At 74.3% G+C, this 22,704-nt stretch carries 22 protein-coding genes; 16 read left to right on the forward strand and 6 right to left on the reverse strand.

The genetic code is table 11. The features are described from left to right. The first annotated feature begins 96 nt into the window (after positions 1 to 96). From OG896_RS28130 to OG896_RS28145, 4 genes are all read left to right on the forward strand, one after another. Positions 97 to 903, forward strand: a complete 807-nt coding sequence (locus OG896_RS28130; RefSeq protein ID WP_329374329.1) for an ABC transporter permease — start codon at positions 97 to 99, stop codon at positions 901 to 903. Positions 904 to 1,266: 363 nt separating this feature from the next. After that, positions 1,267 to 1,860 (forward strand): TMEM165/GDT1 family protein, encoded by a 594-nt coding sequence (locus OG896_RS28135; protein ID WP_329369800.1) that lies wholly within the window; start codon positions 1,267 to 1,269, stop codon positions 1,858 to 1,860. A 49-nt stretch (positions 1,861 to 1,909) separates the two neighbouring features. Beyond that, positions 1,910 to 5,623 (forward strand): hypothetical protein, encoded by a 3,714-nt coding sequence (locus OG896_RS28140; RefSeq protein ID WP_329369802.1) that lies wholly within the window; start codon positions 1,910 to 1,912, stop codon positions 5,621 to 5,623. A gap of 76 nt (positions 5,624 to 5,699) precedes the next feature. Beyond that, a complete protein-coding gene (locus tag OG896_RS28145) occupies positions 5,700 to 6,215 on the forward strand; it encodes a hypothetical protein (RefSeq protein WP_329369804.1) in 516 nt (171 codons plus the stop codon). A 3-nt stretch (positions 6,216 to 6,218) separates the two neighbouring features. Here the strand turns inward: OG896_RS28145 and OG896_RS28150 are convergent, their stop codons facing one another. Beyond that, a complete protein-coding gene (locus OG896_RS28150) occupies positions 6,219 to 7,199 on the reverse strand; it encodes an alpha/beta hydrolase family protein (protein ID WP_443057164.1) in 981 nt (326 codons plus the stop codon). A gap of 223 nt (positions 7,200 to 7,422) precedes the next feature. On the opposite strand from OG896_RS28150, the gene OG896_RS28155 reads away from it, so the two are divergent. After that, positions 7,423 to 8,043, forward strand: coding sequence for a TetR/AcrR family transcriptional regulator (locus OG896_RS28155; protein ID WP_329374331.1), 621 nt, complete (start codon positions 7,423 to 7,425; stop codon positions 8,041 to 8,043). Between the two features lie 115 nt (positions 8,044 to 8,158). Here OG896_RS28155 and OG896_RS28160 read toward each other — a convergent pair whose 3' ends face one another. Continuing rightward, the gene (locus tag OG896_RS28160) at positions 8,159 to 8,938 is read right to left on the reverse strand and encodes an NAD(P)H-dependent oxidoreductase (protein WP_329369808.1); all 780 of its coding nucleotides are present in this window, start codon (positions 8,936 to 8,938) and stop codon (positions 8,159 to 8,161) included. Positions 8,939 to 9,083: 145 nt separating this feature from the next. Between OG896_RS28160 and OG896_RS28165 the strand changes: the two genes are divergently transcribed. Further along, positions 9,084 to 9,932: a helix-turn-helix transcriptional regulator gene (locus OG896_RS28165; protein WP_329369810.1), complete on the forward strand. Its 849-nt coding sequence runs from the start codon at positions 9,084 to 9,086 to the stop codon at positions 9,930 to 9,932. 103 nt (positions 9,933 to 10,035) lie between these two features. On the opposite strand, the gene OG896_RS28170 is transcribed toward OG896_RS28165, so the two are convergent. After that, the gene (locus OG896_RS28170; RefSeq protein ID WP_328463605.1) at positions 10,036 to 10,392 is read right to left on the reverse strand and encodes a DoxX family protein; all 357 of its coding nucleotides are present in this window, start codon (positions 10,390 to 10,392) and stop codon (positions 10,036 to 10,038) included. 276 nt (positions 10,393 to 10,668) lie between these two features. On the opposite strand from OG896_RS28170, the gene OG896_RS28175 reads away from it, so the two are divergent. From OG896_RS28175 to OG896_RS28200, 6 genes are all read left to right on the forward strand, one after another. Then, positions 10,669 to 11,961 carry a sensor histidine kinase gene (locus tag OG896_RS28175; protein ID WP_329369812.1) on the forward strand — a complete coding sequence of 431 codons (1,293 nt, stop codon included), beginning with the start codon at positions 10,669 to 10,671 and terminating at the stop codon, positions 11,959 to 11,961. Further along, positions 11,958 to 12,617, forward strand: coding sequence for a response regulator transcription factor (locus tag OG896_RS28180; protein WP_329369815.1), 660 nt, complete (start codon positions 11,958 to 11,960; stop codon positions 12,615 to 12,617). The genes OG896_RS28175 and OG896_RS28180 overlap by 4 nt, the downstream gene beginning before the upstream one ends. Positions 12,618 to 12,759: 142 nt before the next feature. Beyond that, entirely contained in the window at positions 12,760 to 13,152 is a 393-nt protein-coding gene (locus OG896_RS28185; RefSeq protein ID WP_329369817.1) for a hypothetical protein, read from the forward strand. Further along, entirely contained in the window at positions 13,149 to 14,216 is a 1,068-nt protein-coding gene (locus tag OG896_RS28190; protein WP_329369819.1) for an ABC transporter ATP-binding protein, read from the forward strand. The genes OG896_RS28185 and OG896_RS28190 overlap by 4 nt, the downstream gene beginning before the upstream one ends. Beyond that, positions 14,213 to 15,013 carry an ABC transporter permease gene (locus OG896_RS28195; RefSeq protein WP_329369821.1) on the forward strand — a complete coding sequence of 267 codons (801 nt, stop codon included), beginning with the start codon at positions 14,213 to 14,215 and terminating at the stop codon, positions 15,011 to 15,013. The genes OG896_RS28190 and OG896_RS28195 overlap by 4 nt, the downstream gene beginning before the upstream one ends. Before the next feature lie 14 nt (positions 15,014 to 15,027). Further along, the gene (locus tag OG896_RS28200; protein WP_329369823.1) at positions 15,028 to 15,684 is read left to right on the forward strand and encodes a DUF2306 domain-containing protein; all 657 of its coding nucleotides are present in this window, start codon (positions 15,028 to 15,030) and stop codon (positions 15,682 to 15,684) included. 56 nt (positions 15,685 to 15,740) lie between these two features. Here OG896_RS28200 and OG896_RS28205 read toward each other — a convergent pair whose 3' ends face one another. Beyond that, a complete protein-coding gene (locus OG896_RS28205) occupies positions 15,741 to 16,412 on the reverse strand; it encodes an HAD-IA family hydrolase (RefSeq protein WP_329369824.1) in 672 nt (223 codons plus the stop codon). 200 nt (positions 16,413 to 16,612) lie between these two features. On the opposite strand from OG896_RS28205, the gene OG896_RS28210 reads away from it, so the two are divergent. Next, entirely contained in the window at positions 16,613 to 17,215 is a 603-nt protein-coding gene (locus OG896_RS28210; RefSeq protein ID WP_329369826.1) for a hypothetical protein, read from the forward strand. A gap of 73 nt (positions 17,216 to 17,288) precedes the next feature. On the opposite strand, the gene OG896_RS28215 is transcribed toward OG896_RS28210, so the two are convergent. Beyond that, a complete protein-coding gene (locus tag OG896_RS28215) occupies positions 17,289 to 18,500 on the reverse strand; it encodes a peptidoglycan-binding domain-containing protein (protein ID WP_329369827.1) in 1,212 nt (403 codons plus the stop codon). A 202-nt stretch (positions 18,501 to 18,702) separates the two neighbouring features. On the opposite strand from OG896_RS28215, the gene OG896_RS28220 reads away from it, so the two are divergent. The 3 genes from OG896_RS28220 to OG896_RS28230 all read left to right on the forward strand — a co-directional run bounded on the left by OG896_RS28220 (position 18,703) and on the right by OG896_RS28230 (position 22,356). After that, positions 18,703 to 20,757, forward strand: coding sequence for an MFS transporter (locus OG896_RS28220; protein ID WP_329369828.1), 2,055 nt, complete (start codon positions 18,703 to 18,705; stop codon positions 20,755 to 20,757). 125 nt (positions 20,758 to 20,882) lie between these two features. Continuing rightward, entirely contained in the window at positions 20,883 to 21,674 is a 792-nt protein-coding gene (locus OG896_RS28225; protein WP_329369830.1) for a hypothetical protein, read from the forward strand. Positions 21,675 to 21,726: 52 nt separating this feature from the next. Further along, positions 21,727 to 22,356, forward strand: coding sequence for a hypothetical protein (locus tag OG896_RS28230; RefSeq protein WP_329369831.1), 630 nt, complete (start codon positions 21,727 to 21,729; stop codon positions 22,354 to 22,356). Between the two features lie 94 nt (positions 22,357 to 22,450). Here OG896_RS28230 and OG896_RS28235 read toward each other — a convergent pair whose 3' ends face one another. Continuing rightward, on the reverse strand, positions 22,451 to 22,681 hold the full coding sequence (locus OG896_RS28235) for a DUF397 domain-containing protein (protein WP_329369833.1): 231 nt from the start codon (positions 22,679 to 22,681) through the stop codon (positions 22,451 to 22,453). Positions 22,682 to 22,704: the final 23 nt, after the last annotated feature.

Consider the following 22,704-nt stretch of genomic DNA (forward strand, 5'->3'; position numbering starts at 1 on the left):
TTCCCGGCCGTCTCGCTCCCTTCGTTCCCTTCGATCCCTTTGCCCTCTTCGCTCGGATCACCCGCTTCTTTCCTGGCGTCTTCGTCGTCCTCGTCGCTGCTGCCGGTGAACCGGACGCTCGGGATCGTGCTCGCGGTGCTGCTGGTGGCGGCGGCGGGCATCGCTGCTTACGCGCGGCTGGCCGATGTGCGGGAGAACTACGCGCACGGCATCGTGCTGGCCGGCGTCCGGGCCGCGGTGCAGCTCGCCGCGGTGTCCGCGCTGATCGGGTGGGTGGTCAAGCACCAGGCCGCGCTGCTTGCCTTCGTGCTGCTGATGTACGCGGTCGCCTCGCGAACGGCGGGACGGCGCGTCACCACCGACCGTACCTGGCGCTGGGCCGCGGTGCCGGTGGGCGCCGGTGCGCTGCCCGTGGTGGCCGTGCTGGTGCTCAGCGGGCTGGTGCCGATCGACGGCATCGCGCTGATCCCGGTGGCGGGCATCCTCATCGGCGGCGGGCTGACGGCCACCGTGCTGGGCGGGCGGCGGGCGCTGGAGGAGCTGTCCGGGCGGGCCGGCGAGGTGGAGGCGGCGATGGCGATCGGCCTCAGCGACCGGGACGCGCGGATGGAGATCGCCCGGCCGGCGGCCTCGGGCGCGCTGATCCCGGGGCTCGACCAGACCAGGACGGTGGGCCTGGTGACCCTGCCGGGGGCGTTCGTCGGCATGCTGCTGGGCGGGGCGAGCCCGGTGTCGGCCGGCGCGGTGCAGCTCTTCGTCCTGATCGCGTTGATGGCGGTGCAGGCGGTGTCCGTGGCGGTGGTGCTGGAACTGGTCGCGCGCGGCCGGATCACCCGGCCCCGGCACGGTGAGCCGCCGCACAGACGCTCGTGGGCCGAGGTCGTGCGGGGGCGGAAGGCGTGAGCCTACGGCGGGATGGCGGGTCGTACGGTCTCGCGCCCTCGCGGGCCCGTTACCGTAGGCGAGCGCGCCGCTCGGGAGCGTGACCGTGCGCGGTCGCCCCCGGCCGGGCCGGGGGCGGGATGCCGTACGATGAGGGCAGCAGAAGGGGAGTAGCTCTTCGCCGGACCGTCGACATACTGCCGGGCCGTTCCGCATCGCGAGGTGCGCGGACGTGCCGGGCCGGCGCCCGGAGGCGGTGCACCGCGCGTGCCCGCCAGCGAGACCTTCGGCCGCAGTGTCCTGACGCTGCCGTGCCGAAGCGACCCCTGGAAAGCCCATGGTCCTCTCGGTGCGGCCGCCCCGACCGATCGAGGAAAAGCTTCCGTGCTCAGCATCAGCGTCATCGCCGTCGTCTTCGGCGTGATCTTCCTGGCCGAACTCCCCGACAAGACCGCGCTCGCCAGTCTCATGCTCGGGACCCGCTACCGCCCGTCCTACGTCTTCGTCGGCGTCGCCGCCGCCTTCGTCGTCCATGTCGCGCTCGCGATCGCCGCCGGCAGCCTGCTGACGCTGCTGCCGCACCGCTGGGTGCAGGGCGTCGTCGGCCTCCTCTTCCTCGGCGGCGCCGCCATGCTGCTGCTGTCCAAGGGAGAGGACGAGGAGGAGGTCAAGGAGCCGGCCGGCCAGAGCTTCTGGAAGGTGTCGGGGGCGGGCTTCATGCTCATCCTCGTGGCCGAGTTCGGCGACCTCACGCAGATCATGACCGCGAACCTCGCGGCGCGCTACGACAACCCCGTCTCCGTCGCCATCGGCGCCGTGCTCGGGCTCTGGGCGGTCGGCGCCCTCGGGATCTTCGGCGGCCGCCTCCTGATGAAGCGGGTGCCGCTGTCCCTGATCACCAAGGTCGCGGCCGCGGTCATGGTCGTCCTCGCGGGCCTCAGCCTGTACGAGGCGGCGACGGGCGCGGCGCTCCTCTGAGCGACCCGGGCCGCCCCGGTTGTCGGACCCCGTTCGTAGGGTGGCGGTCGTGACGGGAACGAAGAGCGGTGCGGGGGCCCATGTCGTGCGCGAACTGATCGCGTTGACGGTGGGAGCGGGGGCCGGCGGGGGAACGGGCGCGGCGCGGGGCGGGGGCCCGGCCGCGGCGCTGGCGGCCGCGCGGCCGGCGCGTACCGCGGCGGCGCGGATCACCGCGGCCGGCGGGGTGGACGAGCAAGTGGCGTGCGGGCTGCGCGCGTTGGTGGCGGAGCGGCTGGGCGGCAGCGCCGCGCGGTGGCTGCGGGTGCACGACGCGCTCGCCGAATACCCCGGCAGCGTGCCCGAGTTGCTCGCCGACGAGGCCCCGCCCGTGCCGCCGGCCCCGTCGGGCGGCGCCTTGCGGGCACCGGCGCCGCGCAGCGTGCACGACACGTTCGCGCTCCTGATCGAGCACGCCGCGCCCGAGCACGCGGCCGTCGCGCTGGCGGCGCTGCCGGACCGTACGGTGGAACTGCTGCTGTCCGGTGGGGCGTTGCCGGGGCCGGGCCTGACCGCGGCCGTCACGGAGCACGGCGGCACCCGCGCCCGGGTGGCGCTGGCCCGGCACTCCCGGCTCGACCCGAGGGTGCTGGCGCGGCTGCTCGACGTCGGGGACCCGGCGGTCGGGGCGGCGGTCTACCGCAACCCGCGCGCCACGTACTCCCTGCGCCGTACGCTCGCCCGCCGGCTCGACACGGTGCCGATGGACGAGGCGCTGCGGGCCGAACTGACCGACCCGGGCGCCGATGTGCCGCGCACTTGGCTCGCGCCGCTGCTGTGCTCGGGCGATCCGGCGCTGACGGCAAGGGCGTTGGCCGCCGGCGCCCGGGGCGTGGCCCAGCAGTACGCCCTGGCCCGGGTCTGGGAGCGCGGCGGCCCCGAGGCGCTGCGCGGCCTGCTCGACGACCCGGCCGTCACCGGCCACCTGACCCGGCCCGTACACGGGGCCGTCGCCGCGGCGCTGGCCGAGGAGGACGGTTCGGGCGACGCCCTGCGCCGGCTGTACGCGCGGGGCGAGCCGTACGACGACCCCGGGCGGCTGCCGGGCCTGCTCGCCGTCACCCGAGGCACCAGCACGCTGCGTGACCTGCTGGCGGAGCCGTACGCGCACGACCTGCACGCGCTGCACAAGGCACACGTGGAGCGCCCGTTCATGCCCAAGGCGTGCGAGGAGCTGGCCCGGCACGAGGGGGCGAGCGACGAGCAGCGGCTCGCGTTCAGGCTGAGCGTGCTCAACGAGCCCTGGCGCACCGGCGGTCGGCGCTCCGGGAACATCTCGCCGCCCGAACGCCGCCTGGCCGAGGAGGAGTTGGATTACGGCGCCGAGCTGTGGGCGGAGGGGGTGGTCGCGGCAGGGCTGCTCGACCCGGTCGAGCTGGTGCGGGCCGCCCGGCCGGCTGTCCGGGCGCTCGCGGCGCTGAGCGCGCTGGAGGGGCGCGGCCTGCTCACCGGTGCCGCGGTCGGGGAGTTGCGCGCGGCGGCCGACGCGCATCTCGGCGACTCGGCCGAGGCGTGGGCGGCGTTCGACCGGCTGCTGCCCGAATATCCGGGCGGGCTGCGGGAGTTGATCGCGGCGGCGGCGGAGGCCGTGGCGGCGGAGGGGCCGCAGGGGTCGGAGGAATCCGGGGAGTCCGGGGAGTCCGGTGCGGCGGGGGCCGCCGAGGCTTCCGCCGGGGACGACGCGCTCGCGGCGGGAGGTTCGGAGGTCGCGGGGGAGCGGTACGACCCGCCGCTGAAGCCACGGGGAGCCGTCGAGCGGGCCGCGCTGTCCGCCCTCGACCTGCTCCGTACCCTCGCCCCGGCCGACGCGGCGCCGCCGCCCGATCCCGTGGACGTCGGCGTCCTGCGCTTCCTGGCGGGCACCAGTTGGGCGGACAGCCCCGGCCTCGCCACCCCGGGGTGGCTCGTCGGCGCGTGCGCGGCGCGGGAGGTCGAGCCACCGGACCACGGCTCCTGGTACGCCGCGCCCGCGTCCGCGACGGTGCGCGCGAAGCTCCCGGAGTCCTGGGGGTCCAGCGCGGTTCTCACCGAACTCGCCTACACCCAGGGCATCCTGACCGCCGACGACCTGCTCGGCTGGCTGCCCGCGTACCGCCTGCTGAGCCTCCCGCACGACTGGCGGCGGTCGGCCTTCCCCGTCGGATGGCGCAACGCCCTTGCCCGGCGCCTGCGTTCCGAACTCGGCGCCGACCCCGAGGCATGGCTCCGGCTGGCGGCGGTGGCGGGGCAGGCGGCCGTCGAGGACACCTGGGCGGACCTGCTGTCGCGAGCAGGAGCCGCGCCCGGCGCGGAGGCGGAGGTCGGGCCGGAGGACGGGGCGGGCCGGCCGTCCTGGGACCGGCACACAGCGCGCCCGGGCACCCCTGACGAGGCGCTCGGGTTGCTGGCACACGGCGACCACCTGTGGGTCTGGCCGGTGGGCACCCTGCTGTGCCTGGCCGACGCCGAGGTGATCGACGCGGTGCTGTCCCGACTCGGCCCTGACGGACCGTGGTTGCTCGCCGCGTACCTGCTGCGCCACGACCACATACCGCGCCCGGCCTTCGAACGGCTGCTCGCCGGCCGCGACCCGCGGGCCCTGCGGGTCCTCGCCACCCAGCAGCGTTGGCTCGAAGACGGCCTGGCCGCGCGGCTGGCCGACGTCGATGACCCCGGCACCGATCTCGCGCTGCTGCGGCACACCCGCGATCCGCTCGTCGTACGCCGCGTCGTCGAGCGGTCGTCGCGTCGTACGGCTGCGGCGGCAGCGGCACAGGCAGCGGCAGGAGCCGCACGCACGGATGCTGGTACGGATGCCGGTACGGACGCCGCTACGGCTACGGGCACGGGCGCGCCCATGGAGCCGGTCGCCGCGCTGGTGCTCGCCGAGGTGCGGGCCGATCCGTCGGCGGGGCCGGCCGGGGGCATGCGGTGGCTCGGCTCGGCCGAGCCGGACCTGGTCGAGGAGATCCTCGTCCGGTACGCCACCGAACTCGGCTTCGTCCAGCAGGTGTTCGGCTGCCTGAGCCTCCTCGAACACGGCGGCGCTACCCGCCTCACCGCGCTGGTCGGCCGCGGCCCGCTCGGCCAGGCCGCCACCAAACTGTGCATCAAGGCGCTGGACTCCCGTGATCCGGCCGCCGTGCTCCGCGCCCGGCTCGACCGGGAACGCGCCCCGGCCAAGATGGTCAAGAAGCTCCGCCGCGCCTCCCACCGCTGGACCGCGACGAGCGCCGTGACGGCGGACCCGGTCGGCGCCGACTGGCAGGCGTTGGAGGCCGCGCACCAGGAGGAACCGCTGCCGTACTGGGAGGAGTTGATCGGCATGTCGCTCGCTCCCCCCGAACTGCGGCTGCGCTACGCCGGGTCGGTGCGCGAGCCCGGCCCGTCCGGCCTGCCCGACGGCGCCGCACTCACCCGGGCGCGCGCCCGCCACGGAGTGGCCGGCCTCTACCACTGCGCGACCGTCACCCAACTCGACGGCCTCCTCACGTCCGGCCTGCTGACCGCCACCGACCTGCTGGACGTGGCCGCCCCGGCGGCCCTCGTCCTCGACTACCTCGGCAGCGCCGCCCGCCGCACCGACGCCCCGTCCGAGGCGGCCGCCGCACTCGCGGCGCTGGCCCGCCTCGTCCGGGTCCGGCTCGGCTCCGACGAGGCGGCCTGGGCGCGGGTCACCGCGCGGCTGACGGGCCGCGATCCGCGCTGGGAGCCCGTGTCCCCGGTGGACGCGCTCCTCTCGTGAAGACTTCGCGGAGGGCGGCGCGGGGCGCGGGAGGGCCGGGTTAGGCTGCGCCCCACGTCTCCGGGGGGAGCTCATCGTGCGCCGATCACCGGCCGTCCCGCTCATCGCCGTCGCGGCTGCCGTGACGGCCGCGCTGACCGGGTGCGGGGGAGGGCACGCGGCGCCCAAGCCCGCGCCCTCCCGTACGCCCGACTCCGCGCTGGAGTCCTTGAAGTCGCAGCAGAGTCTGGTCACCACGGTGCGGCGGGCCGCACCCGACCCCGACAAGGCCACCTCGTGCGACAGTCTCGTGCTGGACTCGTGGGAGCAGCGGGTGGCCGGCTTCGTCGTCAACGGCGAGCACTTCCCCGCCGTCGCCGATCCCGCGCACCCGAAGACCACCACGTCCGGGCAACCGGAGGTGTACGCCAAGCGGTTCAGCGCGGGCCGGGCGTTCCTCGACCCGTCGAGCGGACGGCTGGTCGACGGCGCCGACGCGGCGCAGACCCGCGCGTACGACGCCTGGCTGGTGGACCCCGCCGTCGTCCACAAGGCGTACCAGCCCTATCAGAGCTTCCTGTTGGGCTATCTCGACGGTGGCGGGTCCTGCTGACGCCTACTTGCTCTCCAACGTCCCCAGCGGGCTGGGGTCTTCGGCCAGCGCGGCGGCCGCTGCCTTCCAGCCGGTGTCCTCGGGGCGGAGCGCGCTGTGCAGGAAGGCCGTGCTGAGCCGCTGGACCAGCGCGACGCGGGCCGGGTTCTCGTCCGTCGTGGCGGTGGACTCGTACCCGTTGATGCCGCCGAGCGAGTGCTCGGCCCCGAAGAGCGTGAGCAGGCTCTTGCCGCCCGGGCTGTAGGTGTAGGGGTCGGTGAACCAGTCGGGGCCGCGGGTGGACAGCGCGGACTGGTCGTGGTCGCCGGCCACGATGAGGGCCGGCGCGGTCATGGCGTCGAAGGACGGCCGCATGAAGGAGAAGTGCTCGGCGGCGAACGGGGTCAGCTCGTCGCCCAGACCGGTCAGGGCGAACAGGACGCCGGCCTTGACGCGGGGGTCGGTCATGTCCTCGCCGGGCACCCCGGCGGAGTCCAGGACGCGGGCGCCGAGCAGCGTGCTCGCGCTCTGGGCGCCCCAGGAGTGGCCGGCCACCGCGACGCGGTCGTGGTCGACGCGCCCGGCGAGGCCCGGCACGGCGGCTTCCAGCAGGTCGAGCCCGTCGAGGACGCGGGTGAGGTCCTCGATGCGGAAACGCCAGATGCGGGGGGTGCGAGGGTCCTCGGCGGGAACGCCGAGGGTGCGGGAGTCGAGGTGGGTGGGTTGCAGGACCACGAAGCCGTGGGCGGCCCAGAAGTCCGCGAGCGGGGCGTAGTCGTTCATCGACCCGCCGAAGCCGTGCGAGAAGACGACGACGGGCAGGTGGTGGCCGTCGGCGGGGGCGGAGACGCGGACCTGGAGGTCCTCGCCGCGCTCGGGCGCGGCGGGCAGGACGACCGGCCGTACGGATATCACGGTCGCGGATGTGCCAGAGGTGCCTGAAGTGCCGGAAGTGCCGGAAGTGGCTGATGTGGTCGAGATGGTCGCAGTGGTCGGGTCGGACATGGAGCTGCCTTCCGTTCGATGCGCCCGGCAGCGGGCGGCCGGTGTGGCGCCGCGGGTCCTGCCGGGCGGGAGCGAGAGCGCGAGGAGGGCGTGCCGCGGCGCGGGACGGCTTGGTGGCCGGCCCCCGATCTGCCACAATGCACGAAACGGAACCTCGCTCCGCCAACGATACGGAGCAACGTTCCGCTTTGCAAGCTCCTGGGAGGATCACGCGGTGGACGACGTGGACGACGTGGACGGCAGCGCTCGCGGCACGGGCAGCGGACCGGCCGGGTCCAGGCGCAAGGACGCCCGGCGCAACCAGCAGACCCTGCTGGACGCGGCCGCCGAGGTCTTCGTCGCCTCTGGCGTCGAGGCGCCGGTACGCGCCATAGCGGAGAAGGCCGGGGTCGGGGTCGGCACCGTCTACCGCCACTTCCCGACCCGCGCGGACCTCATCGTCGCCGTCTACCACCACCAGGTCGACGCCTGCGCCGCCGCCGGCCCCGCGCTCCTCGCGAGCGCGGCCACCCCGTACGACGCCCTGCGGCAGTGGGTCGACCTCTTCGTCGACTTCCTCGTCACCAAGCACGGGCTCGCCGCCGTCCTGCGGCCCGACAGCCCCGGGTTCGACGCGCTGCACGCGCACTTCGTCGACCGGCTCGCCCCCGTCTGCGACCGGCTCCTCGACGCCGCCGTCGAACACGGCGACATCCGCGCCGACCTCGACGGCGCCGCCCGCCTCGACGGGCTCGAACTCATGCGGGGTGTCGGCAACTTGTGCGTCGGCGCGGACAGCGACCCCGACTACGACCCGCGCCGCCTGATCTCCCTCCTCGTCGCCGGCCTCCGCGCCACGCACTGACGCATCCCACGGACTGACGCACCCCGCGCGCTGACGCCCCCCATGCACTGACGCACGCGGCGCACTGACGCGTAGCCCGACCGGGTCTGCGCCGCGCAGGCCGCACCCCTTCGCGTCAGTTGCCCACGTGCAGCCCGAAACCCGTGCGGCCCGCGGGCTCCAGCCCCTCCTTCAGGTGCAGCGACGGGATCTCGTAGTCGCCGAAGTTCTGCCGCCGGAACGCGATCGGCTCGGTCGTCTCCAGGGTGAGCAGCCGCTGCTGCCAGGCCCGGGCGACGTCCGGGTACTCCTCGTCGGTCATCCGGTCGGTGCCGTACAGCACGAAGGGCGGCAGCACCTCGATGCCCGGGTAGTAGAGGATGCCGTGCTGGATCGGGAACAGCAGGTCGTCGATGGGGCCGTTGATCCCGCGCGCGGCGTAGTGCGACTCCGGGCCGCCGGCGGTCACCGACAGCAGCGCCCTCCTGCCCGCGAGGGAGCCCTCGCCGAAGCGCTCGCCGTACTTGGTGGCGCTGTGCTCGCCGACGCCGTACGCGAAGTTGTAGGTGAACACCCGGTCCACCCAGCCCTTGAGGATGGCGGGCATCGAGTACCACCACAGCGGGAACTGGAGGATGACCGTGTCGGCCCACAGCAGCTTCTCCTGCTCGGCGCGGACGTCCGGGCCGAGCGCCCCGGCGTCGAAGGCCCGGCCGGAGTCGCGGGCGACCTTCAGCGGGCTGGAGGCGTGCGGGCCGTAGTCGGCGGCGTCCACCACCGCCTTCCAGTTCATCGCGTAGAGATCGCTCACCAGCACCTCGTGGCCGGCGCTCTCCAGCGTGGACACCGCGAGGTCCTTCAGCGAGCCGTTGAGCGACTTCGGCTCCGGGTGGGCGTGGACGATCAGCGTCTTCACGGGGGACTCCTTCGGATCGGGTGGGTGCCTTCGATTCTGGGCACCGCGTCGCCCGCTGTTCAGGGGCGCCGCTTCCGTCGGACGGGACTTCCTGGTATCGGCAGGACCACCTTCGCGCGGCGCCGCCGAGGCCATACTGGAGGTCATGGACGATCTCGCGGGCTTCCTGCGGACCCGGCGCTCCCGGGTCGACCCGGCGGTCTTCGGCCTCGCCACCGACAGCCGCCGCCGGGTCGAGGGGCTGCGCCGCGAGGAGGTCGCGCACCTGTCCGGCGTCAGCGTCGACTACTACGTACGCCTGGAGCAGGGCCGCGCGACCCAGCCCTCCCTCCAGGTGCTCGACGCGCTCGCCCGCGTCCTCGGCCTCGACGAGACCGAACGCGACCACCTGTGCCGGCTGGCCCGGCAGCGCCGGCGTCGCGCGAAGGCGCCCGGCGGACGGGTCAGGCCCGAACTGCTGCGCGTCCTGGACCTGGTCGGCGACGCGCCCGCGCTGCTGGTGGACCACCGCATGGACGTGCTCGCCGGGAACCGCCTGGCCGGCCTCCTCTACGGCCGGCCGGTGACGGGCCTGAACACCGCCCGGCACATCTTCCTGGAGGAGACCGAGCGCGGTCTCTACGCGGGCTGGGAGGACTGCACCGTGGACGTGGTCGGGCACCTGCGGCTGGCCGCCGGAAAGTACCCCGACGACCCCCGCCTGGCCTCGCTCATCGGCGAGCTCGCGATGGGCAGTGACCGCTTCCGCCGCCTGTGGGCCCGCGCGGACGTGCGCGCCCGCACGCACGGACGCAAGGCGTACCGGCACCCGCTGGTCGGACTGCTGGACCTGCACCAGGAGAACTTCTCGCTGCCCGACGCGTCCGGCATGGAGCTGCTGGTGCTGACCGCGGCCCCCGGCAGCCCCTCCGAGGACGGGCTGCGCCTGCTCGCGGGCCTGGGCACGGACCGCGCTGACGTGCGGCCGCTGGTGGACGCCGAGGTCCGCGAGTAGCCGGACGGTGTCCGCCCGGGGCGGGGCGCGCGGGGCGCGCGCAGGGCGCGCACTGGAAACGGGCATGGCACGGGCAGGGCACGCGCTGGGCGCGGCTCCCCGGTCACCAGGGTCCGTGGTCGGCCAGGCCGAGGGTCAGGGCGGCCACCGCCGTGGCGAGGAAGACGATCCCGCCCACGATGTTCCGCGAGCCCACCCGCAGATGGGCGAAGATCGCGCCGATGAAGTACAGCACGAGGCCGCAGGCGGCGAGGGTCCCCAGCAGCGGCACGGCGAACCCGGCCGCCAGCCCCACGGTGCCCGCCGCCAGCAACATGCCCAGCACCGGCACCCACTTGCGGGCTATCCCCTTCATGTCCGCCTGGGTCTTGGGGTATTCGTGGCCGATCAGGTAGGTGACGGCGGCGGCGCCGTTGAAGACCACACCGAGGATGGTGACCGTGACGTAAGCGGCGAACACGTTCTCTCCGTTCTGTGCTGCGAGCCGGGCGATGAGGTTGCCGGGCACTCCGTCGCGGGGTGCCGCTGCCTTGAACGACCGGCGGGCGACCCGATCTGTGACATCGGCCGGTCGGCGGGCGGCCCGCGTGCTCCGGGGCGTACTCCAGGACGTGCTCCGGGACGTACTCCGATCCGCGTAGTGCGGATGCCGCCCTGGGGCGGACGCGGCCCGGCTCCGCCCGGACCATGCTGAGCAGGTTGGGGACAACGGGGCGGGGGAGAGGAGACGGCGCGGGTGGTCGCGGTACCGATCGGAAGCCGGCGGCAGGGGAGCGCGGGCCGTACGAGGATCAGCGGGTGGCTGCTGGGCGACGCCGTGACGGCGGTCGTGATCGCCGTCGCCGGAGCCGTCGGCACGGGGTTCGAGGGGAGCCCGCAGCGGGCGGAGGTGCCCATCGACGCCCGGGGCTTCGCGCTGTTCGTGACGGCCGCGCTGGTCCTGGCGCTGCGCCGCAGGTGGCCGCTGGCCACGCTTGCGGTGGTGGCGGTCTGCACCGCCGGCTACCTGGACCTCGGGTACGCCTACGGGCCGATCATCGCCACCTTCATGATCGCCGTCTACACCGTGGCCAGGCACGCTCCCCTGGCCGGAGCGGTGCCGTACGCCGTGGGCGGGCTCGTGCTGGTCCTGCCGCACCTGATCGTCCGTGACTCCGGGCTCGGCGTGTCCGGGGCCATCCCGGTCTCCGCCTGGGCGGTGGTGCCCTTCGCCCTGGGGTACGCGCTCCGGCTGCGGCACGAGACGGCGGCCCGGGCGCGCGCCGAGGTGATCCGGCAGAGCGTGGACGACGAACGGTTCCGTGTCGCCCAGGAGGTGCACGACATCGTCGGCCACGGCCTCGCCGCGATCAAGATGCAGGCCGACATCACCCTGCACGTGCTCGCCAGGAAGCCCGAACAGGCGGAAGTGGCGTTGGAGGCGATCAGCCGCACCAGCAGCGAGGCGCTCGACGAACTGCGGGCCGCGCTCGCCGTGGTGCGCCGCACCGGCGCCGGCCCGGAGCGGTTCCCGGTGCCGAGCCTGGTCCGGCTGGACGAGTTGCGGCAGCGGATGGCCGAGGCGGGGGTGTACGTACGGCTCGACGTCGACGGCGAGGCCGCGGCCGCCCTGCCGGTCGCGGTGGAGCTGACCGGCTACCGGATCATCCAGGAGTCGCTGACCAACGTGCTGCGGCACAGCGGGGCCCGGCAGGCCACGGTCGGCATCCGCTACGCGCGCGACAGCGTGTCGATCGTCGTCACCAACCCCGTGGCCGCCAATCCGGTCGTCGCCAATCCGGTGGTTGCTGATCCCGCCGTCGCGGCGCCGCCCGGTGCCGGCGCGTCGGGCACGAGTGCCGGCGGGGGTGCGGGCGACGAGACCGCGGGCAACGGGTCGACGGGCAACGGACGTTCGGGCGGCGGCGGTTCCGGCATCGCCGGCATGCGCGAGCGCGCCCTCGCCCTCGGCGGGGAACTCACCGCCGCGCGCTCGGCCCGGGATACGTTCGAGGTGCGTGCCCGCCTTCCCCTCGGAGCCCCGTCATGATCACCGTGCTGGTCGTCGACGACCAGGACCTCGTGCGCTTCGGCCTGCGCACCCTCGTGGAGAACGAGGAAGGCATGGCGCTGGCCGGCGAGGCCGCGGACGGGCTGGCCGCGGTGGCCGTCGCGCGGCAGACGCGACCGGACGTCATCCTCATGGACATCCGCATGCCGGGCATCGACGGCATCGCCGCCCTGCGGCGCATCACCGCGGACCCGGCGCTCGCCGGCACCAAGGTCATCATGCTCACCACGTTCGAACACGACGAGTACATCTTCGACGCCCTGCGCCACGGCGCCGGCGGCTTCCTGCTCAAGGACACCAAACCGGCCGAACTCCTCCAGGCGATCCGCTCCGTCGTCGACGGCGGCACGCTGATGTCGCCGTCGGTGACCCGCAAGGTGGTGCGCGAGTTCGTCTCGGCGTCGCCCCGGTCGCTGAAGCCGCATCCGGAGCTGCGCTCCCTCACCGACCGGGAGCGCGAGGTCGTCGTCCTGGCCGCGGAAGGGCTCGACAACGACGAGATCGCCGAGCGGCTCGTGATCAGCCCGGCCACGGCCCGCACCCACGTCAGCCGGGCGATGGTCAAGCTCGGCGCCAGGAGCCGTGCCCAACTGGTCGTCTTCGCCTACCAGTCCGGGCTCGCCGACGGGGCGTGACGCCCCGCCCTGACGTGACGGCCAGCCCCGACGTGACGGCCCGCTCCGACGTGGCGGCGCGGCCGGCGTACGCGGATCTGCGTACGGCGACTGCCGCCCGGCAGCCGACGTCCGCGGGCGCGCCGCGACCCACGATGGGCGCATGGTCAACCAACGACATCAGGCACAGCCGCACCGGGCGGACACGACGCGCAGACTGGCCGTCGGCGGGATGACCGCCGCGGCCCTGGGAATCTACGTGCAGCGCGCGGGCGGCGCGGACTACCCGGTCGTCCCGCCGGGCGTCGTCGTCCTGCTGGCCGGCGCGGCGCTGCTCGCGCTGCGCCGGCGGTGGGCTCCGCCGCTCGGTGCGCTGATCGCGGTCTTCATCTCCTTCGGCGGGATCGTGACGCCCAAGATGCGCGACCAGTTGGGCGCGGCGTCCAAGGTGACGGCCTTCTCCGGAACGGTGATCGAGCTCGTGGGCCTGGTGCTCGGCCTGGTCTGCGGTGTCGCGGTGGCCGTCCGCGCGGTGCGCGGGAGGCGGCCGGCATGAGCGGAACCGGCAACACCCAGGGCGACTTCGGCTCCTTCGCGATCGACGTCCGCGGCCTGAGCAGGAGTTACGGCGGCCACACGGTCGTGGACGGTGTGACCTTCGGCGTGCGGCCCGGAGTCATCACCGGCTTCCTCGGCCCGAACGGAGCCGGCAAGTCGACCACCATGCGCATGATGATCGGCCTCACCCCGCCGACCTCCGGACGCTGCACCGTACTCGGCCACGACTACCGGCACCTGCCCAACCCGGGCCGCCGGGTCGGGGTGCTGCTGGACGCGTCGGCGCAGCACTCCGGGCGCACCGGCCGCGAGGTGCTCACCCTCTCGGCGATGGTGATGGGCCTGGAGCGCACGCGGGTCGACGAGGTGCTCGAACTCGTCGGCCTCACCCCGACCGAGGCCCGCCGCCGTACCGGCACCTACTCCCTGGGCATGCGCCAGCGCCTCGGCGTGGGGCACGCGCTGCTGGGCGATCCGCGGGTGCTCATCCTCGACGAGCCGGCCAACGGGCTCGACCCGGCGGGCATCCACTGGATGCGCGGCCTGCTGCGGGACTTCGCCGACGGCGGCGGCAGCATCCTGCTCTCCTCCCACCTGCTGCGCGAGATCGAGGTCATCGCCGACGAACTGGTCGTCATCGGGCGGGGGAGGATCGTCGCCCAGGGCGCCAAGGAGCAACTGCTCGCCGCCGGGGGCACGTTCGTCCGCGCTACGGACGACCGCGCTCTGGCCGACGCGCTCACCGCTGCCGGCATCGACCACACCGCCACCGACGGCGGTCACCTCACCCAGGCCCCCACCGACCAGGTCTCGCGCGTGGCGGCAGCGGCCGGGGTGCGGCTCACGGAGTTGCGCGCCGCCGGGCAGACCGGCCTGGAGGACATGTTCCTGCGGCTGACCGCCGACCACTCGCGCGAGAACCCGAAGAACCCGAAGAGCGCGAAGAGCGCGAAGAGCGCGAAGAGCGCGAAGAGCGCGAAGAGCGCGAAGAGCGCGAAGAGCGCGAAGAGCGTAGAGGACGCGACGACCGTGACCACCGCGAAGGATGCGACGCGACGATGACCACGAACGTGCACCCGGCCCCGCGGCCCGCGCCCGCGCCCGCGGAGCGGCACCCCGGCATCCCCTTCTCCCGCCTGCTCGGCACCGAACTGCGCAAGCTCCGCGACACCCGGGCGGGCCGCTGGCTGCTGATCGCCATCCTCGTCACCACCCCGCTGGTGGTCGCGGTCATGCTGTTCACCGCCGACCCCGCGAAGCTCACCTTCACGAAGCTGGTCGACTTCACCCAGACCCCGCAGAAGCTGCTGCTCCCCGTCGTGGGCATCCTGGCCGTCACCAGCGAGTGGAGCCAGCGCACCGGACTGGTCACCTTCACCCTGGAGCCCGACCGCTCACGGGTGTTGCTGGCCAAGGGCGGCGCGGCCATGCTGCTCGGGCTGCTGATGGTCGTCAACACCCTTGTCTCGGCGGCATTCGGCAACCTCCTGGGCGTCGCACTGCGTCACGGCGACGGCAGTTGGGCGTTCGGCGCCGGCGGTCTCGGCGACATCACCCTGGTCCTGCTGAGCGGTCTGGCGCTGGGCCTGGCGTTCGGCATGCTGCTGCTGAACGGCGCCGCCGCGATCGTCGCGTTCTACGTGCTGCCCAACCTGTCCAGCGTGCTGTTCAACGCCGTGCACGGGCTCAAGGGCGTCAGCCACTGGCTCGACCTCAACCTCGCCCAAGGACCGCTCTACGACCACGGGTTGAGCGGGCACCAGTGGGCGCAGCTGTGCACGGCGACGCTCCTGTGGGTGGTGCTGCCCGGGGCGTTCGGCGTCCTGCGGGTGCTGCGCAGCGAAGTCACGTCGGGCTGAGGGCAACGCCGGCCATGGCCTCCACCGAAGCGCCCTCCCACCGCCGGGCCTGGGCCCTGTTCGTCGTCGCGACCGCCGCCGGCGCGGGCCTGGTCAGCCCCTACGTGACGTTCCATGTCGGCAGCGGACGGCTCGACATCACCGGCCGCCTGCACTGGTACGTCCTGGTCGTGCACATCTTCGCCGCCCTGGTCGCGCTGGTCCTCGGGCCGTTGCAGTTCATCCCGGCGATCCGGGCGCGCCGGCCGGTGCACCGCGCGATCGGCCGCGGCTACCTCCTCGCCGGGGTGCTGCCGGCCGCGCTGGCCGCGGTCCCGGTGGCGCTGCTCTCCGGGCGGCTGCTCACCCAGGTCGGGCTGACCGTGGCCGCGGCCGGCTGGCTGGTCACCGGCCACCTCGCGCTCCGGGCCGCCCGTCGGCGGGACTTCGAGGCGCACCGGTCCTGGATGGCGCGCAACTACGCGTTCACCTTCCTCGCCGTCACCGCCCGCGTGGTCGTGCCCCTGCTCCTGCTGGCCCAACTCCCTTTCCGGGGAACGGCCGAGCGCGCCTCCTTCGGCAACGAGGCGCACGACCTCATCCCCGTCGGTCAGACCCTCGGCTGGATCGTCGACCTCGCCGTGGCCGAAGTGCTGATCCGGCGCCGCCGCGCCCGCTCAGCCCACACGTGACCGCCGGTCGCGCCCGCGCCTGACCGCCAGGTCAGTCCGACGTCTGCGCCGGCCGGTCAGGCGGTGACGGTCACCAGGAGGCCGCCGCCGGGCGCGGGCCGCACGCTCACGTGCTCCAGGGAGGGGGCGTGCGCGCTGGGCTGGTGGGCGGCCGCGCGGGGGCCGACGCCGACGACCCGCATCCCCGCCGCGCGGGCCGCCGCGATGCCGACCTCGGCGTCCTCGAAGACGAGGCACTCCTCGGGGGCGAAACCGAGTTCGGCGGCGCCCTTCAGGAAACCCTCGGGGTCGGGCTTGCTGGCGCTCACGCACTCCGCGGTGACCCGGACCGCCGGCATCGGCAGTCCGGCGGCGTCCATGCGGGTCTGCGCGAGGCCGATGCTCGCGGAGGTGACGAGGGCGTGCGGGTGCCCCTGGAGCGCGGCGAGGAAGGCGGGCGCGCCGGGGACGGGCACCACGCCGTCGGTGTCGGCGGTCTCCTCGGCGAGCAACTCCGCGTTCTCGGCGAGGTTCTCGGCCACCGGCCGGTCCGGGAGGAGCACGGCCATCGTGGCGTGGCCCTGACGGCCGTGCACGACCGAGAGCACGTGGACCGGGTCGAGCCCCTTGCGCTCGGCCCAGCGCCGCCAGCAGCGCTCCACGACCGCGTCGGAGTTCACCAGGGTGCCGTCCATGTCCAGCAGCAGCGCGCGGGCGCGGAACTCGGCGGAGGGGGCGGACGGCGTCATGGAAGTGCTCCCTGGGGTGCGAGACGGTGCGGGGGCGGCCGCCTCGTCTGGTGCCGCGGCGGCCGCCCCCGGCGGTAACTCCGTACTCCGTGGTCCCGCCCGCCGGTCAGGGGTAGCGGGCGGAACCACTTTGTTCCATCACGATACAAAAGATGTGGCCGCTGCGCCAGTCCCCGCCCCGACCGCCCTAGACTCGCCGCATGCCCACGGAACCCTTCGGGCCGCTCCAGTTCCAGCTCGTGCTGCTGCGGCGGATGGCCGACCACCAGCCGGGCCTGGTCGACGACGCGCTGCGCACGCTGGGCGTGAACCACACCGATCTGCGCGAGGCGAACCGCCGGTGGCAGGCGCGGCTGCACAGCCGCACGTTCCCGCGCGGCGAGGCCCGCTACCGTACGGCGCTCGGGCCGCCGGAGGACGTCAGGGAGCAGCGGGCCGGGGATCTGGAGCTGCGGGCGGCGCTGTGGCCCGTGCCGCTCTGGCCCGACCTGCGGTTCGAGGTGGTCACGCTGCCCGGCCCGGGGGGAGGCGGCGCCGGGGCGGTCGTCAACGAGTGGCTGGTGCGCGCGCCCGGGGCGGAGCCGCCGCGCCCGGCGGCCGTCGCGGACCTGGCGCCGTGGTCGTGCACCGTGGACGACGCGGCCCGCGCCTTCCCGCCGGCGGCGCCGCTGCCGCCCGACGCGCCGTCCCGGGCCCGGCTGGCGCTCACCGACCCGCTGACCGGGGGCCGGGTGATCGCGCACTTCACGTGGGGCCTGCTCCAGTACGTGGAGCCCGCGGGGACCGCGCCGGGGCGGCCGTAGCGCCGGAGGCCGGCCTGGCCCGCCGGCTGCCGGGTGCCCTCGTCCGGGGCCCCGGGCCTGCGTTCGGCTCGTCCTACGAGTCGCCCTGCGTCTGGCGTTCGAGGGCGGCGCGGGTCTTGGGCCCGTACACGCCGTCATGGCTGCCGTCGGCCGCGTCGGTGACCCAGTACCAGACCTGGAAGGTGGCCACCGCCAGCCGCGTCTGGCTGTTGAAGACGCCGTTGATCGGCCCCGCGTAGACCCACACCTCGCTCAGCCGGCGCTGGAGGTCGGCGACGGCCGGGCCGGAGTCGCCGAGCTGGAGCACCTGCGTGGCGGCGGACGAGGCGTCGCTCGCGGGCGGCGTGGAGGTGTCGGTGCCCGAGCCGGTGGCGGGGTCCGAGGGCGCCGCGGGGGTGCCCGGCGCGGCCGCGGTGGACCCGGCGACGTGGGCCGATGTGCCTCCCGAGCCGGCCGGAGTGGCGCTGTCGGTGGCCGGCGGCGTGGTGGCCGACGTCGAGGGGGTGGCCGACGGGCTCGCCGCGCGGGTCGTGGTGGTCGTGGCGCGCGGGGCACCGGGGTCGGCCATGGCCGGGGCCGACGACGCGGTGGACTGCGTGGCGTCCGTCGGCAGCACCACGTCCGGCATCGACGAGGACTGGTCGGGCAGCGCCCGGTCGGTGCTGCCCTGCTCCTGGCCGATCTGGCCGCTGACCGCCACGGCGCCCGCGGCCAGCGCGGACGCGGCGACCGCTGCCGCCGCCACCACGATGCCGCGCTTGCGCCGCCGGTGCCGGCCCCGGGCGGCCGCCACGGCGTGCGCGCGGGCCGCGTCGTGCCCCCCGTCGTGCGGGGCCTCGGCGTACTCCACACCCGCGTACGTAGCGGGGAACAGGCCCAGGTCGGCGACGGCGGGCCCGTCGTCGTCCACCGGGCCGGGCGGGTCGGTGTCGATCAGCCGCCGTACGGTGCTCTCGCCGGCCGCGTCGCCGTGCGGATCGGTGACGTAGGGGCGCAGCCGCAGCGGGTGGAAGCCCTCCACGGCCGCCACGGCCGCCGCGCGCTGCGCGGACCGCTCGGCGGCCCGTATCCCGCCCGCGTCGTCCTCGGCGGCCGGGCCGGGGCTGGTGGGCCCGGTGCCGTCGGCGGCGGTCGGGACGCCGTCCGCGCCGCCGCCCCCGATACGGTCCTCGGTCATGCCGTCACCCCTCGCGGCGCGGTCGCCCTGGGCGTACGCGTACGGCCGGTACGACGGGTCCGGCCGGTCGTCCCGGCCGTCCTGTCCGTTCGGCTGCTCCGGCGCCACTGGGTCCCCTCCCGCCGTTCGTACCCGGGTCCGCACGATCCGTTCACACGGTGCGCGCGAATTCTCCGGTGATTATGCCGATCCGACACGCCTCCGGCACAGCGCCCGGCGGTAGTGGTGACCGGTTCCGCAGGCCATAACCGTACAAAGGGTGGGAATATGAGTTTCTGGCCCTCGGGGAAGCGAGGCGAGGAGCTGCCACATGGCCCAGGACACCAGCACCGCCGCGGCACCGGCGGCGGCACCGGGCGAGCAGCAGGACAAGCGCGCGGTACGGATCGCGATCGGCGCGCTCGCCCTCGGGCTGCTGCTGGCCGCGCTCGACCAGACCATCGTGTCGACCGCACTGCCCACGATCGTCAGCGACCTCGGCGGCATCGACCACCTGTCATGGGTCGTGACCGCCTACCTGCTGGCGTCCACCGCGGCAACTCCACTGTGGGGCAAGCTCGGTGACATGTACGGCCGCAAGCGGCTGTTCCAGTCCGTGATCGTGATCTTCCTGATCGGCTCGGCGCTGTGCGGGATCTCGCAGAGCATGGGCGAGTTGATCGCGTTCCGGGCGTTGCAGGGGCTGGGCGGCGGCGGGTTGATCGCGCTGTCCATGGCGATCGTCGGCGACATCGTGCCGCCCCGCGACCGCGGCCGCTACCAGGGCGTGTTCGGCGGGGTGTTCGGCGCGGCGAGCGTGCTCGGGCCGCTGCTGGGCGGGGTGTTCACCGAACAGCTCTCCTGGCGCTGGGTGTTCTACATCAACCTGCCGATCGGCATCGTGGCGCTCGCCGTGATCGCCGCGGTGCTGCACATCCCGGTACGCCGCACCGCGCACCGCATCGACTACGCCGGCATGGCGGTGGTGGCCGCGGCCGCGACCTGCCTGGTGCTGGTCACCTCGCTCGGCGGCACCACCCTGGCGTGGAGCTCGCCCGGCATCATCGTGCTGGCGGTGGTCGGGGTCGCGCTGGTCGCGGTGTTCGTCATGATCGAGCGGCGCGCGCAGGAGCCGGTGCTGCCGCCGGGGCTGTTCAAGGTGCGCACCTTCGTCATCTGCTCGGGCATCTCCTTCATCATCGGCTTCGCGATGTTCGGCGCGATGACCTACCTGCCGACCTTCCTCCAGGTCGTGCACGGCTACTCGCCGACGCTCTCCGGCGTCCACATGATCCCGATGGTGGTCGGGCTGCTGCTCGCCTCCACCGGCTCCGGCCAGATCATCAGCCGCACCGGCCGCTACAAGGTCTTCCCGATCCTCGGCACCGCCGTCACCGCGGTCGGGCTGATCCTGCTGCACCAGCTCGACGAGTTCACCGCGACCTGGGTGATGAGCCTGTACTTCTTCGTCTTCGGGTTCGGCCTCGGCCTGGTGATGCAGGTGCTGGTGCTCGCGGTGCAGAACGCGGTCGGCTACGAGGACCTGGGTTCCGCCACCTCCGGCACCACCTTCTTCCGCTCCATCGGCGCGTCCTTCGGCGTCTCGGTGTTCGGCACCGTCTTCACCAACCAGCTCTCGGACAAGCTGGGTTCCGCGCTGCGCGGGGTGCGGGTGCCGGCCGGCTTCGATCCGGCCAGGCTCCAGGCCGACCCGACGGCCATCGCCGGACTGCCGAGTGCCATCAAGGCGCCGGTGCTGCACGCCTATTCGCAGTCGATCACCACCGTCTTCCTGTGGGCGGTGCCGGTCGCGCTGCTCGGCTTCGTGCTGGCCTGGCTGCTGAGAGAGCAGCCGCTGCGCGGGTCGGTCACGGCGCCGGACGCCAACGAGACGTTCGGCACCAATCCGGTGGAGCGCTCCTCGCTCGACGAGATCGCCCGCTGCCTGTCAGTGCTGGGCAACCGGGAGACCAAACGGGACCTGTACATCCGCGTCACCGACAAGGCCGGCGCCGACATCCATCCGGCCACCAGCTGGCTGCTGCTGAGAATCGCCCACCAGGGCGAGGCCGACCCGGTGGAGCTGGCCGAGCACGCCACAGTGCCGAGCGCGATGATCGAACGGTCCGCGGTCGAGGCCGAGACCCGCGGGTTCGCCGTCCGCGACGGCAACCCCCTGCGGCTCACCGAGTCCGGGAAGGCCATGGCGGCGCGGCTCGGCGAGGCCCGCCGCAACGTCCTGGCCGACCTGCTCGGCGACTGGGACCCCTCCCGGCACAGCGAACTCGCGGCGCTGCTGACGAAGTTGAGCGGGGAGTTGTGCGGCGGCGACCATGACCGGCCGGAGCGGCCCGAACGGCCGGCGCACGCGCACCGGGTGCTCTGAATCCCCTTCCCGCGGCCCCCTTCCCTTCCTCCGTCCTTTCCTCCTTCCTTCCCCGCCGCCGGGCGGTCCGGGTTTGCGGGTGGTGACGCGGGCAAGGCGAGCCCGCGAGGGAAGGGAGGCCCGACATGTCGACAGGAGCCGTCATCGCGATCGTGGTGGCAGTCCTCGTAGTGATCGCTGTCGTCGTCGTATGGAGCATGTACGGCGGCACACCCGGCACCGGCCGTCTCAAGCACCGGTTCGGACCCGAGTACGACCGGGTGCTCGCCCGGCACGAGGGCGACACCAAGGCGACCGACAAGGAGTTGGCGGACCGCGTGAAGCGGTACGGCGACCTCGACCGGCGGCCGCTGTCCGAGGCCGACCGCGCGCAGTACGCGCAGCGCTGGCAGGCCGTGCAGGCACAGTTCGTCGAGGACCCCGCGGGGGCGCTGGGCGCGGCCGACCGGCTCGTCGGCCAGGTCGCCGCGAACCGGGGCTTCCCGGAGGCCGGTTCGCCCGAGCACTTCGACGCGCTGTCCGTCCACCACGGCACCCGGCTCCAGGGCTACCGCCGCGCCCACGCGCTGGCCGAGCACGCCAGTGCGGGCGGCGAGGGCGCCACGGAGGACCTGCGCCAGTCGCTGATCGGCGCACGGGAGCTCTTCGACGAGCTGACCGGAGCCGACGGCGGTACGTCCGCGGTCGCGCGGCCCGCGCAGGTGCCGGACACACCCGAGCCGACCGCGGAGCCCCGGGAACCCGCGGCGACCGCCGGCCCCGCCAGGACCGCTGAGTCCGCCGAGCCCGTCGAGCCCGCCGCGGGCGACGACGACGTACGCGAGGCCGACCGCGGGCACCACACGCTCGGGGGCCGCTTCGCCGCGCTCACCGGCAGCACCCGCAAGAGCGACGACCCCGGCCGCGGCGAGGCATGACCCCGCGACCGCCGGCACCCACGACCTTTCCGCACACCTGGAGGCGAAGACGATGACGCCGAACACCCCGCACGGCCGTACCGGGACCGAGACCGAGATCAGGACCGACGACGTGGACGAGACGAAGAGCGGGAGCGAGGGCAGGAACGCGACCGGGAAGTACGAGAAGCGCGACGCCGGGACCACGACCGGGACCGGGACCACGACCGGGACCGGGACGACGACCGGGACCACGACCGGGACCACGACCACGACCGGGACCGTCACCGGTACGGGCGCAGAGCGGAGCGAGACCGTGCCCGACGAGGCCGGGCCGCCCCCCGCGAGCCCGTCGGCGGAGCGGACCGGGCGGACCGCGCCTGACCGGCCGACCGAGCCGAAGCACCCCGCGACCGCGACCACGGCCACTCCCGATACCCCCGCCACTCCCGCCGGCGACGGCGGTCTGAGCGAGCGGATGGAGCACGCCGTGGGCGGCTTCGTGGACGACCCGAGGGGCGCCGTACGCGAGGCCGAGACCGTGCTCGACGAGGCGGCCCAGCGGCTCACCCGCATGCTGGAGCAGCGCCGCGAGTCGCTGCGGGCGAGCGTGCACGGCGGATCGGAGCCGGACACCGAGGAGTTGCGGGTCGCCCTCACCCACTACCGCGACATGACCCGCAAGTTGCTCGACTTCGCGTAGCCGCCCCGCCCCGCGCTCGGCGCGGCCCTTTCCCCGCACCCCGGTCAGGGGCGCGGGGAAACCGCGCGGGCGGCATCGCGCCCGCAGGCGGTCCTCACCCCACGGAACGCTGCACCCGGGCGGGTCCGGCCACCGAAGCCGTCGAGGTCGGCGCGGCTTTGAGGAAGCGCAGGAACCGTGCCAGGTCCTTGCGTGTGGTGGTCAGCACCACGGTCGGATTGTCGCTCTCGCGGAGGAGGACCGCGCCCCCGTGGGCGGTCAACTCGACACAGTCCCCGCTGTCTTGCGAGTACGTGGACTTCTGCCAAGCCAGGGGCGCGGTCATGGGATGAGGGCCCTTTCAGAGGT

Origin of the sequence: Streptomyces sp. NBC_00669 (assembly GCF_036226785.1) — a bacterium.
Classification (GTDB): Bacteria; Actinomycetota; Actinomycetes; order Streptomycetales; family Streptomycetaceae; genus Actinacidiphila.

Coding starts and splice junctions, on each gene's coding strand:
- OG896_RS28180 (WP_329369815.1), top strand. CDS start 11,958: ATGATCACCGTGCTGGTCGTCGACGACCAGGACCTCGTGCGCTTCGGC.
- OG896_RS28150 (WP_443057164.1), bottom strand. CDS start 7,199: ATGTCCGACCCGACCACTGCGACCATCTCGACCACATCAGCCACTTCC.
- OG896_RS28165 (WP_329369810.1), top strand. CDS start 9,084: ATGGACGATCTCGCGGGCTTCCTGCGGACCCGGCGCTCCCGGGTCGAC.
- OG896_RS28230 (WP_329369831.1), top strand. CDS start 21,727: ATGACGCCGAACACCCCGCACGGCCGTACCGGGACCGAGACCGAGATC.
- OG896_RS28225 (WP_329369830.1), top strand. CDS start 20,883: ATGTCGACAGGAGCCGTCATCGCGATCGTGGTGGCAGTCCTCGTAGTG.
- OG896_RS28195 (WP_329369821.1), top strand. CDS start 14,213: ATGACCACGAACGTGCACCCGGCCCCGCGGCCCGCGCCCGCGCCCGCG.
- OG896_RS28190 (WP_329369819.1), top strand. CDS start 13,149: ATGAGCGGAACCGGCAACACCCAGGGCGACTTCGGCTCCTTCGCGATC.
- OG896_RS28235 (WP_329369833.1), bottom strand. CDS start 22,681: ATGACCGCGCCCCTGGCTTGGCAGAAGTCCACGTACTCGCAAGACAGC.
- OG896_RS28205 (WP_329369824.1), bottom strand. CDS start 16,412: ATGACGCCGTCCGCCCCCTCCGCCGAGTTCCGCGCCCGCGCGCTGCTG.
- OG896_RS28210 (WP_329369826.1), top strand. CDS start 16,613: ATGCCCACGGAACCCTTCGGGCCGCTCCAGTTCCAGCTCGTGCTGCTG.
- OG896_RS28200 (WP_329369823.1), top strand. CDS start 15,028: ATGGCCTCCACCGAAGCGCCCTCCCACCGCCGGGCCTGGGCCCTGTTC.
- OG896_RS28220 (WP_329369828.1), top strand. CDS start 18,703: ATGGCCCAGGACACCAGCACCGCCGCGGCACCGGCGGCGGCACCGGGC.
- OG896_RS28185 (WP_329369817.1), top strand. CDS start 12,760: ATGGTCAACCAACGACATCAGGCACAGCCGCACCGGGCGGACACGACG.